At 72.0% G+C, this 12,578-nt stretch carries 12 protein-coding genes; 8 read left to right on the plus strand and 4 right to left on the minus strand.

Features of this window, described 5'->3' with window-relative positions; all coding sequences use genetic code 11:
* Positions 1-43: 43 nt before the first annotated feature.
* Entirely contained in the window at positions 44-1,243 is a 1,200-nt protein-coding gene (locus tag AMO33_RS09045) for an acyl-CoA dehydrogenase family protein (protein ID WP_060591950.1), read from the plus strand.
* Positions 1,244-1,270: 27 nt separating this feature from the next.
* Here AMO33_RS09045 and AMO33_RS09050 read toward each other — a convergent pair whose 3' ends face one another.
* Genes AMO33_RS09050 through AMO33_RS09060 form a run of 3 tightly spaced genes read right to left on the minus strand, consistent with a single transcriptional unit; the run spans position 1,271 to position 4,496 of the window.
* Positions 1,271-1,945 carry a MadR family response regulator transcription factor gene (locus AMO33_RS09050; RefSeq protein ID WP_050768003.1) on the minus strand — a complete coding sequence of 225 codons (675 nt, stop codon included), beginning with the start codon at positions 1,943-1,945 and terminating at the stop codon, positions 1,271-1,273.
* Positions 1,936-3,300: a MadS family sensor histidine kinase gene (locus AMO33_RS09055; protein ID WP_060591952.1), complete on the minus strand. Its 1,365-nt coding sequence runs from the start codon at positions 3,298-3,300 to the stop codon at positions 1,936-1,938. Before AMO33_RS09055 ends, AMO33_RS09050 begins: the two co-directional genes overlap by 10 nt.
* Positions 3,301-3,308: 8 nt before the next feature.
* Positions 3,309-4,496 (minus strand): iron-containing alcohol dehydrogenase, encoded by a 1,188-nt coding sequence (locus tag AMO33_RS09060; protein ID WP_060593392.1) that lies wholly within the window; start codon positions 4,494-4,496, stop codon positions 3,309-3,311.
* Positions 4,497-4,844: 348 nt separating this feature from the next.
* On the opposite strand from AMO33_RS09060, the gene mftA reads away from it, so the two are divergent.
* The 5 genes from mftA to mftF are packed head-to-tail and all read left to right on the plus strand — an operon-like array spanning position 4,845 to position 9,138.
* Entirely contained in the window at positions 4,845-4,967 is a 123-nt protein-coding gene (mftA, locus tag AMO33_RS30980; protein ID WP_099421860.1) for a mycofactocin precursor MftA, read from the plus strand.
* The gene (mftB, locus tag AMO33_RS09065) at positions 4,957-5,247 is read left to right on the plus strand and encodes a mycofactocin biosynthesis chaperone MftB (protein ID WP_011208766.1); all 291 of its coding nucleotides are present in this window, start codon (positions 4,957-4,959) and stop codon (positions 5,245-5,247) included. Before mftA ends, mftB begins: the two co-directional genes overlap by 11 nt.
* A 19-nt stretch (positions 5,248-5,266) precedes the next feature.
* Positions 5,267-6,448 (plus strand): mycofactocin radical SAM maturase, encoded by a 1,182-nt coding sequence (gene mftC / locus AMO33_RS09070; protein ID WP_011208765.1) that lies wholly within the window; start codon positions 5,267-5,269, stop codon positions 6,446-6,448.
* 15 nt (positions 6,449-6,463) lie between these two features.
* The gene (gene mftD, locus AMO33_RS09075; RefSeq protein WP_011208764.1) at positions 6,464-7,636 is read left to right on the plus strand and encodes a pre-mycofactocin synthase MftD; all 1,173 of its coding nucleotides are present in this window, start codon (positions 6,464-6,466) and stop codon (positions 7,634-7,636) included.
* Between the two features lie 2 nt (positions 7,637-7,638).
* Positions 7,639-9,138, plus strand: a complete 1,500-nt coding sequence (mftF, locus tag AMO33_RS09080; RefSeq protein WP_240327455.1) for a mycofactocin biosynthesis glycosyltransferase MftF — start codon at positions 7,639-7,641, stop codon at positions 9,136-9,138.
* Between the two features lie 43 nt (positions 9,139-9,181).
* On the opposite strand, the gene AMO33_RS09085 is transcribed toward mftF, so the two are convergent.
* A complete protein-coding gene (locus AMO33_RS09085; protein WP_060591956.1) occupies positions 9,182-10,120 on the minus strand; it encodes an AraC family transcriptional regulator in 939 nt (312 codons plus the stop codon).
* 208 nt (positions 10,121-10,328) lie between these two features.
* Between AMO33_RS09085 and AMO33_RS09090 the strand changes: the two genes are divergently transcribed.
* Together AMO33_RS09090 and AMO33_RS09095 are read left to right on the plus strand one after the other, a co-directional pair.
* Entirely contained in the window at positions 10,329-11,540 is a 1,212-nt protein-coding gene (locus AMO33_RS09090) for a cytochrome P450 (protein WP_011208761.1), read from the plus strand.
* Between the two features lie 4 nt (positions 11,541-11,544).
* Positions 11,545-12,573 (plus strand): 2Fe-2S iron-sulfur cluster-binding protein, encoded by a 1,029-nt coding sequence (locus AMO33_RS09095; RefSeq protein WP_011208760.1) that lies wholly within the window; start codon positions 11,545-11,547, stop codon positions 12,571-12,573.
* The last annotated feature ends 5 nt before the right edge of the window (positions 12,574-12,578 follow it).

Consider the following 12,578-nt stretch of genomic DNA (forward strand, 5'->3'; position numbering starts at 1 on the left):
GGTCTCCGGACAGCGGTCCTCCCTACCGCGAGGAGGAGTTGCGATGCCGATCGACCTGACCTATTCCGCCGACGTCGAAGACCTGGTGGAGCGCACTCGCGCGTTCGTGCGGGAGACGGTGCTGCCGGTCGAGGACGAGCACGGCGGCGACATCACCGCGGCCGGTGGCGACGAACTGCGGGTCCGGTTGCAGGAGCAGGCGCGTCGGGCGGGCGTGTTCGCCCCGCACGCACCGGTCGAGTACGGCGGGCTCGGGCTGTCGATGTCGGATCGCGCGCCGGTGTTCGAGGAGGCCGGATACTCGCTGTTCGGGCCCACCGCGCTCAACATCGCCGCGCCCGACGAGGGCAACGTGCACATGCTCGCCCACATCGCCGATCCGGACCAGAAGGCGCAGTACCTGGAACCGCTGGCGCGCGGCGACCTGCGCTCGGCCTTCGCCATGACCGAACCGGCGCCCGGCGCGGGCTCCGACCCGGCCGCGCTGGCCACCCGCGCCGACAAGGTCGCGGGCGGCTGGCGGATCAACGGCCACAAGCACTTCATCACCGGCGCCGACGGGGCCGGGTTCTTCATCGTCATGGCGCGCACCTCCGGCGAGCCGGGCGTGCGCGGCGGCGCGACCATGTTCCTCGCCCCGGCCGACACCCCCGGCCTGCGGGTCGGCCGCCACATCACCACCCTGGACCGCGCGATGATCGGCGGCCACTGCGAGGTGTTCTTCGAGGATGTGTTCGTCCCCGACGCGGCGGTGCTCGGCGCGGTCGACCGCGGTTTCGAGTACGCGCAGGTGCGGCTGGGCCCCGCCCGGATGACGCACGTGATGCGCTGGCTCGGCGCCGCCCGGCGCGGCCACGACATCGCCGTCGCGCACGTCGCCGAGCGTGCCGGTTTCGGATCGCGGATCGGCGATCTGGGCATGGCGCAGAAGATGATCGCCGACAACGAGATCGACATCGCCGCGACCCGTGCGCTGCTGGTGCGCGCGTGCTGGGAGCTGGACCGGGGCGAGCACGCGGGCAACGCCACCTCGATCGCGAAGACCTATGCGGCCGAGGCGATCTTCCGCATCGTCGACCGCGCCATCCAGCTGTGTGGCGGACTTGGTGTCTCCGACGACCTGCCGCTGGCCCGGCTCTCCCGCGAGGTGCGTCCGTTCCGCATCTACGACGGGCCCTCGGAGGTGCACCGCTGGGCCATCGCCAAGCGCGCCGTCGGGGCTGCCCGCCGCGCCGCCGGCTGACGCCGCGCGCTCACCGGGCCGTCGCGGTCAGATCAGCCCGAGCTTGCTCGCCTCGTAGACCGCACCGGCCCGGGTGGACGCCGAGAGTTTGCGCATGATGTTGCGCACGTGGAACTTCACGGTGGTCTCGGAGATGTAGAGCCGCCCGCCGATCTCGCGGTTGCTCATCCCGCGGGCGAGCAGCTCGAGCACCTTCGTCTCGCGGTCGGTGAGCGTCGGTTCCTCCGGTGCGGTGCGGATGGTGCGCATCATCACCGAGGCCGAGCGCGGGTCGAAGGCGCTCTCGTCGCGGGCGACCGCGCGGATCGAGGACACCAACGCGGTGGTGTCGACGTCCTTGAGCACGTAGCCCTTGGCGCCGCGGTGGATCGCCTCGAGCACCAGCGCGTCGTCGAGGAAGGTGGTGAGCACCAGCACCCCGGCCTGCGGGAAGCGGCGGGTCAGCTCCGAGCACACCTCCAAGCCCTCGATGTCGGAGCCGGTGCTGAGTTTCAGGTCCAGCAGCACGATGTCGGGGTGCTGCTGGGCCACCACGGTCATCGCCTCGGCCGCGCTGGACGCCTCACCGACGACATGCATGTCCTGTTCCCGGTCCAGGATGAACCGCAGGCCCTGCCGCACGATCGCGTGGTCGTCGATGAGCACGATCCGCAGCCGGCGCGTCTGCGGGCGGGTGACGGCCGCCGCCGCACTCACTGCCATGCCTGGCTCCTTCCGTCGGTGGGGATCGGCAACGGGATGTCGAACCGCAGCATGATCCCGCCCAGCGGGGACCGCCGGATCGACATCACCCCGCCGAGTTCCTCGGCCCGCACCCGCATGTTCGCCAGCCCCCGGTGCGCACCGGCCAGGTCCGCGGTCGCGGTGACCCGCAACATCTTCCGCAACTGCGCCGGGTCGCCGTCACCGTCGTCGGAGATGGTGAGCACCAGCCGGTCCGGGTAGTAGCGCAGCCGCACGTCGGAGTGGAAGGCGTCGGTGTGGGCGACGGTGTTGAACAGCGCCTCCCCGGTGATCCGCAGCAGCGAGTGCTCGGCCTCGCCGGGCAGCGGCACCGGGTCACCGACCACACTGACCTGCACTTTCAGATCGCTGGGCAGGTGCACGCCGGACAGCTGCTCGAGCAGCACCGGCAGCGAGCCCGGCTGTTCGTCGGCGGTGCGGTGCAGCGCGTAGATGGCCGCGCGCAGCCGCTCGACCGCGTGCCGGGTGAGATCGCGGGCGGCGGAGAGCTTTTCGACGATCTCGTCGTCCACCCCCGGGGTGCCTGCCAGTTCGGAACGGCAGATCTCGATGGTCATGCCCGCCGACAGCACGTCCTGGGTGACGCTGTCGTGCAGTTCGCGGGCGATGCGGTGGCGCTCGTCGTCGAGGGCCTGCCGCTGGCGGGCGTCCACCAGCCGCTGCTGCACCTCGGCGAGTTCGGCGTCCCGGGCGGCCAGGTCGCGGGCGCGCTGGGCGGCGGCCTCGCTCAGTTCGGCGGTGCGGCCGCGCAGCCGGGTGGTGGCGTGCAGGAGGAAGGCGTTGTGCAGGGCGACCGCGACCTGGTTGGCCAGCACCCGCAGGATCGCCAGGTCGGTGTCGCCGATCTCCACATCGCGGCCGGGCAGTCCGGCGATGCCGCCGATCGGTTCGCCGTCGAGGGTCATCGCGACCCGCACCACGCAGCCGTCGGCCAGGTCCTCGGCCTCCCACGGGCGGGTCCGCAGCACCCGCAGGTGCGGGATCACATCCGGTGGCAGCGCGTGCTCGTCTTCGATGAGGCCGTCGCCGCCCAGCAGCAGGAACCGGGGGCTGGCCGCGCGCAGCGCGCCGTCGGAGACCGCGACCAGCAGCCAGTCGGCCTGCAGATGGTCGGCGGCGGCGCGCAGCACCGCCTCGACCAGGCCGCGCGGGCCCTCGGCGGTGCGCACCAGGGCGCGCGAGATCCGGTCCAGCGCGCGCACCGCGTGCTCGAGCCGTTCGGCCGACCGCACGTAGGCCGGGTAGTAGGTGCGTTTGCCCGAGCGCACACCGGTCAGCACCCCGAGGTCGGCGGAACCGTGCAGCCCCGTCATCGCCGGCCTCACAACGCCTCGCGGAACAGCTCCGCGATGCTCTCGGCGTCGGGCACGCGCGGGTTGGTCGCCAGGCAGGCGTCGTTGAGGGTGGTGCGGGCCATCGTCGGGATGTCGGCTTCGGTCACACCCAACGCGGCCAGCCCGCGCGGCACCCCGATCTCGTCGGCCAGCGCGCGGATCCGCTCGGCCAGCAGCTCGGCCACCTCGGCGGCGGGCTTGCGTGCCACGTCGATCCCGACGGCGGAGGCCAACGGCACGTACGGGGTCGGGTCGGCGGCGGCGTTGAAGCGGATGCAGTGCGGCAGCAGGATGCCGTTGAGCACGCCGTGCGGGGCGTCGAGCAGCCCGCCCACCTGGTGACTCATGGCGTGGGTGATCCCGAGGATGGCGTTGGTGAAGGCCATGCCCGCCTGCAACGCGCCGTGCGCCATCGCGATGCGCGGTTCGGCCAGGCGCGGATGCGTCATGGTGCGGCGCAGGTTGCTGGTGATCAGGTGCGCGGCGTGCAGGGCGTGATGGTCGGTGAGCTGGTTGTGCGCGCGCGAGACGTAGGACTCGATCGCGTCCAGTCCGGTGGCGGCGTTGAGGTCGTCGGGCATGGTGATCAGCAGCCGCGGGTCGACGATCGACACGTCGGGCACGAGTGTCCGGCTGATGATGGTGATCTTGGTGCGCTGGGTGGTGTCGGTGACGATGGCGAACTGCGACACGTCCGCGCCGGTGCCGGAGGTCGAGGGCACCATGACCAGCGGCGGGATCGGCTGGGTCACCCGGTCCACGCCCTCGTAGTCGAGAATCGCGCCGCCGTTGCCGGCCAGGATCGCCACCCCCTTGGCCGCGTCGATGCTGGAACCGCCGCCGACCGCGATCACGACGTCGCTGCCGGTCGCCAGGTAGTGCTCGTAGGCGGCGGTGATCTCGTGGTCCTTCGGATTCGGCGTGATCGTCGACCACACCACCGGATGCAGGCCGACCTGCTGCAGGTGCCCGGTCGCCTCGGCGACCCACCCGGACTCGATGATGCCGGGATCGGTGACCAGGAACGGCCGCCGCGCGCCCACCCGCCGCGCGCAATGCCCCAGTTCACCCATCGCGCCCGGCCCGAACACGACCTCGGGGGTGTGGAATTTCGCCAGCTGCGGGGCGGCGGTGGCGCTCACCGTGTCCGGCTCCCACGGCCCGCTCAGTTCCACCTCGGAGGCCGCCGGATCGGCGGCGGGGAGGTCGGTGCGGGTCCGGGTGCGCAATACCGGATCGGTCGGAACACCCGGTACGGGTCGCGTCAGCTGGGCCACGACAACTCCTCACTCCACTCACCCGGCGTCCCTGCCGGGCGATACCAGGCTAACCCCGATGTGAGAGCGGACACACCGTGCGTCCGTCCAGGCCGCACCTACCCGATCGGACAGGGAGGCCCAGCACCCGGACCCGCGCCCTCCGGTGGGCGGGGCGGCGGCCCCCTACGAACGGGCGGGTTCGCGTGGCGATCGGATGGTTGCGCGCCGAGGCGGTTCTCCCCGGCCCGACCCGGCCCTAGCGTCGTGCTCGTCGTCACATCCAGCGAAGAAGGAGCAACCGTGAACGAGCACGTGAACACCGAGTCGATCGAGCAGGACCTGCTGGTCGAGGACGTGTCGATCGACGGAATGTGCGGTGTCTACTGAGGCCCGCCGCTTCGATCCGGCACAGCCGTACCGCCTCGCGCCGTCGGTGGCGGTACGGCCGGAGCCGTTCGGGGCGCTGCTCTACGACTACACGACCCGGCGCCTGTCGTTCCTGAAGACGCCGACGCTGGTGCGGGTGGTCCAGTCGCTGGCCACCCAGCCCGCGGCCTCGGCGGCGTTGACCGCGGCGGCGATCCCGGTCCCCGAGCGGCCGCGCTATCTGGCCGCACTGGCCGAGCTGGCCGCGGCCGGCACCATTCAGCTCCGCTCTCCGGCGTGAGCGGCACAGGAGGAATGCCATGAGATTGGTCGAGCACTTCAAGCACGGGCTGGCGGCGCCGATCTGCCTGACCTGGGAGCTCACCTACGCCTGCAACCTGGCGTGCGAGCACTGCCTGTCCTCGTCGGGCCGGCGCGACCCGCGCGAGCTGAGCACCGAGGAGTGCAAGGCGGTCATCGACGAGCTGCAGCGGATGCAGGTCTTCTACGTCAACATCGGCGGCGGTGAGCCGACGGTCCGGCCGGACTTCTGGGAGCTGCTCGACTACTCCCTCGACCATCAGGTCGGGGTCAAGTTCTCCACCAACGGTGTGCGGCTGACCCCGCAGCGGGCGCGCATGCTCGCCGCCACCGACTACGTCGACGTGCAGATCTCCATCGACGGCGCCACCGCCGAGGTCAACGACGCCGTCCGCGGGCCGGGCTCGTTCGCGATGGCCTATCGGGCGATGGGCAACCTCGCCGACGCCGGGTTCGAGAACTTCAAGATCTCGGTGGTGATGACCCGCCACAACGTCGGCCAGCTCGACGAGTTCAAGGCCATCGCCGACCGCTTCGGCGCCCAACTGCGCATCACCCGGCTGCGGCCCTCCGGCCGCGGCGCCGACGTCTGGGACGAGCTGCATCCCACCGCCGAGCAGCAGCTGCGCATCTACGACTGGCTCATCGACAACGGCGAGAACGTGCTGACCGGAGACTCGTTCTTCCACCTCAACGCCCTGGGCTCCACTCCCCTGCCCGGATTGAACCTGTGCGGGGCCGGCCGGGTGGTGTGCCTGATCGACCCGGTCGGCGACGTCTACGCCTGCCCCTTCGCCATCCACGACGAATTCCTGGCAGGCAACGTCCGCGACCCCGGCGGCTTCGAGTCGGTGTGGAACACCTCCGAGCTGTTCGAGCGGTTGCGGCAACCGCAGACCGGCGGCGCGTGCACCGCCTGCCCCGCCTACGACTCCTGCCAGGGCGGCTGCATGGCGGCGAAGTTCTTCACCGGCCTGCCGCTGGACGGCCCCGACCCCGAATGTGTGCGCGGCAACGCCGAATTCGCGCTCGCCACGGTCGGCGCCGACAGCGCGCCCAAGCCGGACAAGGACCACTCCCGGCGCGCGCCCGCCCGGCCGCGCGCGGTCGCCCTCGGCCTGCCCGGCCTGCGCGTCCCCGACCGCGCCTGCGACACCAGCCCCATTTCCGGAATCCACTGAACACGAGGACTTTTCATGGCAAGCACCAAGGACTGGTTCGAGACCGTCGCCGAGGCGCAGGAACGCGCGAAGAAGCGCGTGCCCGAGCCGGTGTACCGCGCGCTGCTGGCCGGCTCACAGGCCGGGGTGACGCTGGCCGACAACACCGCCGCCTTCGCCGAACTGGGTTTCCGCCCGCACATCGCCGACCTGCCGCCCGTGCGTTCCCAGGCGACCACGGTGCTGGGGCAGGAGATCTCGCTGCCGGTGATCATCTCCCCCACCGGTGTGCAGGCCGTCGACCCGCACGGCGAGGTCGGCGTGGCGCGGGCCGCCGCGGCCTCCGGTACCGCGATGGGCCTGTCGTCGTTCGCGTCCAAGCCGATCGAGGACGTGATCGCGGCGAACGAGAAGGTCTTCTTCCAGATCTACTGGCTCGGCGACAAGGACGCGATGCTGGCCAGGCTCGACCGCGCCAAGCGGGCCGGGGCCAAGGGCCTCATCGTCACCCTGGACTGGGTGTTCGCCACCGCGCGCGACTGGGGCAGCCCGCCGCTGCCCGAGCGCATCGACGTGCGCACCGCCATCCGGTTCGCCCCGCGGGTGCTCACCCGACCCGGCTGGCTGTGGCGGTTCCTGCGCGCCGGCGCCCTGCCCGACCTGACCACCCCGAACCTGGTCGGCGCGGGCGAGACCGGCCCCACGTTCTTCGGCGCCTACGGCGAGTGGATGGGCACGCCGCCGCCGACCTGGGCCGATCTCGCCTGGCTGCGCGAGCAGTGGAGCGGCCCGCTGCTGATCAAGGGCATCACCCACCCCGACGACGCCCGCCGCGCCGTCGACATCGGCGCCACCGCCATCTCGGTCTCCAATCACGGCGGCAACAACCTCGATTCCACGCCCGCCGCGATCCGCCTGCTGCCCGGGATCGCCGAGGCCGTGGGCGATCAGCTCGAAGTGCTGCTCGACGGCGGCGTGCGGCGCGGCAGCGACGTGGTCAAGGCCGTGGCGCTGGGCGCGCGGGCGGTGATGATCGGCAGGCCGTACCTGTGGGGCATGGCGGCCGGCGGCGAACGCGGTGTGCACAACGTGCTCGAAATCCTGCGCCAGGGCATCGATTCCACGCTGTACGGGCTCGGCCGCGCCGACATCCACGATGTGCGCGCCGAGGACGTGCTCGTGCCGGACGGGTTCCGCCGGGGGCTGTGACGGTGGGAGTTCTCGCGCGGCGGATCGTGCTCGACCGCTCGGTGCATCGCTTCGACCGGGGCCGGGTGCTGCTCGGCGGGTCGCCGATGCGGTTGGTGCGGCTGTCCGCCGCCGGGGCGCGGCTGCTCGCCGGGTGGGTGGACGGCGGGCCGATCGGGGCGGACGAGGGGTCGGCCCGCTTGTTGCGCCGCCTGCTCGACTCCGGGCTGGTGCATCCGGTCGCGGCGCCGGGCAGCCGCTCGCCCGACGAGGTCACGCTCGTCGTGCCCGTCAAGGACAACCCGGCCGGACTGGCGCGGCTGCTCGCCGCCACCACCGAGTTCGCGCATCGGGTGATCGTGGACGACGGGTCGGCCGACGCCGTGCCCACCGCCACGATCCGGCACCCGCGCCCGCTCGGACCCGCCGCCGCGCGCAATGCCGGGTGGCGGCGGGCCACGACCGAGTTCGTCGCCTTCGTCGACTCGGATGTGGTGCCCCGGCCGGGATGGCTGGACTCGGCGCTGGCCCTGTTCGACGATCCGCGGGTCGCGGCGGTGGCGCCCCGGGTGACGAGCCCGCCCGGCACCGCCGCACCCACGAGCGTCGCCGCCTACGAGGCGAGCCATTCCAGCCTGGACATGGGCGCCGAGCCGGCGGTGGTGCGCCCGCTGAGCCGAGTCGGCTACGTGCCCACCGCCGCCCTGATCGTGCGGCGGGCGGCCCTGGCCGAACTGGGCGGCTTCGACGAGCGACTGCGATTCGGCGAGGACGTCGATGTCGTCTGGCGGTTGACCGACGCCGGACATCTCGTCCGCTACCACCCCGCGGCGGTGGTCACCCACCGCCCGCGCGCCACGCTCGGTTCCTGGTTGCGCCAGCGCTACGACTACGGCACCTCCGCCGCCCCGCTGGCCCGCCGCCATCCCGGGCGGCTCGCCTGCGCGCGGGTGAGCGCCTGGCACGCGCTGTCGTGGGGCGCGCTGGTCGTCGCGCTCGGCCCGGCCCGCCCCGACCGTGCCGCCCGCGGATTGCGCCGCGCCGCCCGCTCGCCCGTGCTGCGCGGGTCGGCCGTCGTCGTCCCGGCCCTCGTCGCCACCGCGCTGCCCGCCCGGCGGTTGCGCGGACGCGGCGTGCCCACCGCGGCGGCGCTGGCCGTGGGTGCCGGCGGTCACCTCGCGGCCGGACTCGCCCTGGCCGACGCCGTGCGCCGGACCTGGTGGCCGGTGCTCATGGGCACCCGGCTCGGCCGCCGCCTCGTCCTGCTGAGCCTGCTGCCGTGCCTGGTGGAGGCGCTGCGTGGGCGCCGGGGCCCGGCGTGGTTCGCGATGCGGCTCGCCGACCAGGCCGCCTACTCGCTGGGCGTGTGGGCCGGTTGCCTGCGGGCGCGGACCGCGGCACCGCTGCTGCCCGACCTGCGTGTCGGCACCGGCGCGCGTCCGGGCAGGGCCGCGCCGTCGACCCCGCTGCGCGCGAGCGCATCCCGTCCTCGCGTCGACCGACCGGCACAGGCGGCGTCGTAGCCGCGCGTGGTTCCACCCGGGTCACCGACCGCCGAACTCGTGCTCACCGCGCCGCCGAGGGCGGCACCCCGTAGCGCCGGCGATATGCCGCCGCGAACCGGCTCGGGCTGCTGAAGCCCCACCGCGCGGCGACGTCGGCGACCGTACGGCTCGTCCCGGTGCGCAGCTCGGCGTGCGCGCGGGCGAGCCGGATGTCGCGCAGCGCCGCGGTCGGTGTCGTGCCCAGGTGTTCGGCGAACGCCTCCTGCACCCTGCGCACGCTCGACCCGGCCAGCTCCGCCATCTCGGCGAGTGTCCACGGCCGCGCCGGATCCTCGTGCAGCGCGTCGAGCACCCGTTTGACCGTGCGCGGCCGCATCCGGCCGACCGGATCGTTTTCCTCGGGCATCGCGGCCAGCAGGAATGCGGTCGCCAGGGAGCTGGCGAGCCCGTCGGCCACCAGCGGGTTGGCCAGCAGCTCGGCGGGCTCGTTGAGCTGGGCGGACAGCGTGCGCACCAGACGCAGCCAACTGCGCCGCTCCGGTGTCGCGAAGTCGAGCTGGTGCGGCAGCCGCAGCCGGCCGCGCACGGTCGAGGCGTGGATGCGCTCGGCCTCCCGTTCGAGGAAGTCCGCGGCGAACTTCACCCCCACCACCCGGCAGTCCGCCGACCAGGTCTCGATGAGCGCACGCCGGTCGGCGTGGAAGACGGTCGCCTGCCCGGGCTCCGACCAGATCTGCTCGTCACCGGCGGTGGAGACGAGCCTGCCGGTCACCGGGATGTTGATCTCGTACGCGCCCGGATACTCGCAGTCGATGGCCACCTCGGTTCCCCAGGTCAGCCGCCCCACGGTGACCGGGCCGAGGTCGAGACTGCGCATGGTGAGGCCGAGCCGGTCGGGCCGGGCCAGCGGCTCGAGCCGGTGCGGGAAGTACACCTGCTCCACCGCCGCGTGCGCGAGCTCCCAGTCGTGGGTGGCGGTGATGTGGGTGTGCTGCGGCATTGCTCGATCCTCGGCGTCGATCCACTTCTCGTTGGCTGTGACCTGGAGGACATTGTGACCGAAAGGAGACTGCAATCACAGCCGGTCGCGCAAACCGTCTCGGCGTCGCGCAATCGGTGTCGATCCTGTGCGCCCGCCGCGCCAGTATTCCTCCGCACGCCGGATTCGGCAGCCCACGCCGATCGAATTCGACACCGAGGAGAAACAGATGAGCGCCGCGACGAGTTGGATCGAAGACATCACGATGGAGGAACTCGAGCGAAATCCGTACCCGTTCTACGAGCGGCTGCGCCGGGAGGCGCCGCTGGCGTTCATTCCGATTCTGGGCACCTACGCGGCGACCACCAAGGAATTGTGCCGCACCATCGCCAACAGCCCCGATTTCGAAGCGATCATCACCCCCGCGGGCGGGCGGACCTTCGGTCACCCGGCCGTCATCGGCGTCAACGGTGAGATCCACGAGGATCTGCGCTCGATGGTCGACCCCGCCCTGCAGCCCTCCGAGGTCGACCGCTGGGTGGACGGCTTGGTCCGCCCCATCGCGCGGCGCTACCTCGCCGAATTCGAGAACGACGGCCACGCCGACCTGGTCGCCCAGTTCTGCGAACCGGTGAGTGTCCGCGCGCTCGGTGATCTGCTGGGGTTGCGCGACGTCGGCTCCGACAAGTTGCGGGAATGGTTCCACAAATTGTCGAACTCCTTCACCAATGCCGCGATGAACGAGGACGGCACCTTCGCCAACCCCGCCGGTTTCGACCAGGGTGACGAGGCGAAGGCCGAGATCCGCGCGATCGTCGACCCGCTGATCGACCACTGGATCGCCCACCCCGACGACAGCGCCATCTCGCACTGGCTGCACGACGGCATGCCCGAGGGCCAGGTCCGCGACCGCGACTACATCTACCCGACCCTGTATGTGTTCCTGCTCGGCGCCATGCAGGAACCCGGCCACGCGATGGCCTCGACCGTCGCGGGGCTGTTCACCAGGCCCGATCAGCTGGAGCGGGTGATCGACGACCCGGCGCTGATTCCGCGGGCGGTCGCCGAGTCGCTGCGCTGGACCTCCCCGATCTGGTCGGCGACGGCGCGCACCAACACCGTCGACGTCACCATCGACGGCGTCTTCCTGCCCAAGGGTTCGGTGGTCATGATGGCCTACGGTTCGGCCAATCACGACGAGAACGACTACAACGCGCCCTCCGCCTACGACATGGACCGCCCGCCGCTGCCGCACCTGGCCTTCGGCGCCGGCGACCACGCCTGCGCCGGAACCTATTTCGCCAACAAGGTGTGCCAGATCGGCCTGGAGGAATTGTTCGAGGCGATTCCGAACATCGAGCGCGACGACCGCAAGCCGATCGACTTCTGGGGCTGGGGTTTCCGCGGCCCGACCGAACTGCACGTGACGTGGGAGGTGTGAGGCGATGGCCGAATTCCGGGTCACCGTCCCCACCGCCGGAAATCCGGTGACCTGCCGGGACGACCAGACCATTCTCGACGCGTTCCTCCGCAACGGGGTGTGGTTGCCGAACTCGTGCAATCAGGGCACCTGCGGCACCTGCAAACTCCGCGTCGTGGCCGGCCACGTCGATCACGCGGGCTCGCCGGAATACACCCTCACCGCCGAGGAGCGTGCGCAGGGCCTGGCCCTGGGCTGCCAGAGCCGCCCCCGGTCCGATCTCGTGGTCGAGCCGCTCGCCGACACGACCGACGCGGTGGCGCGCTTCCCCCTGCGCGATCTCACGGCCACGGTGGTGTCGCTGGATCCGATCGCGCGCGACACCCGCCGCCTGGTGCTCGAGGTGGACGGCGCACTGGATTTCCTGCCGGGTCAATACGCGCAGCTGCACGTGCCGGGCACCGAATGCTGGCGGCCGTATTCGATGGCGAACTCACCGGCGCGTCCCCATCGCCTCGAATTCCACATCCGCTACAGCGACGGGGGCGTCGCCACCGGCTGGATCTTCCACGGCCTCACTGTCGGCGACCGGGTGGAGTTGCGCGGCCCGCTGGGCGATTTCGTGCTCGACGACGCCGACCACCCGCTGCTGCTGCTCGCCGGCGGCACCGGTCTTGCCCCGCTCAGCGCGATGCTGCGCGCGGCCCTCGAACGCGGGCACCGCTCGCCCATCCACCTCTACCACGGGGTCCGCGAGGAAGCCGACCTCTACGACGTCGAGTGGCTGAGCGAGCTGTCGCGGTCCCACCCGGATTTCCACTACACCCCCTGCCTGAGCCGCGGCGAGTGGAACGGCCGCACCGGTTACGTCGGCGACGCGGTGCTGGCCGACTTCGACAACCTCCGCGACTACAGCGGCTACCTCTGCGGCCCACCGGCCATGGTGGAGGCGGCAGGCCGAGCACTCAAACGCCGCCGCATGGCTCCCCGCCGCATCTTCCGCGAGAAGTTCACCGACGCGGTCACGGTCGGCCAGGAACTCGCCAGCGCGTAGCCGCG

It is taken from the genome of Nocardia farcinica (genome assembly GCF_001182745.1).
Lineage (GTDB): Bacteria > Actinomycetota > Actinomycetes > Mycobacteriales > Mycobacteriaceae > Nocardia > Nocardia farcinica.

Bases quoted from the DNA above. Each gene is read 5' to 3' on its own strand.
- AMO33_RS09045 (WP_060591950.1), top strand. From the start codon at position 44: ATGCCGATCGACCTGACCTATTCCGCCGACGTCGAAGACCTGGTGGAG.
- AMO33_RS09050 (WP_050768003.1), bottom strand. From the start codon at position 1,945: ATGGCAGTGAGTGCGGCGGCGGCCGTCACCCGCCCGCAGACGCGCCGG.
- AMO33_RS09055 (WP_060591952.1), bottom strand. From the start codon at position 3,300: ATGACGGGGCTGCACGGTTCCGCCGACCTCGGGGTGCTGACCGGTGTG.
- mftC (WP_011208765.1), top strand. From the start codon at position 5,267: ATGAGATTGGTCGAGCACTTCAAGCACGGGCTGGCGGCGCCGATCTGC.
- mftD (WP_011208764.1), top strand. From the start codon at position 6,464: ATGGCAAGCACCAAGGACTGGTTCGAGACCGTCGCCGAGGCGCAGGAA.
- AMO33_RS09085 (WP_060591956.1), bottom strand. From the start codon at position 10,120: ATGCCGCAGCACACCCACATCACCGCCACCCACGACTGGGAGCTCGCG.
- AMO33_RS09090 (WP_011208761.1), top strand. From the start codon at position 10,329: ATGAGCGCCGCGACGAGTTGGATCGAAGACATCACGATGGAGGAACTC.
- AMO33_RS09095 (WP_011208760.1), top strand. From the start codon at position 11,545: ATGGCCGAATTCCGGGTCACCGTCCCCACCGCCGGAAATCCGGTGACC.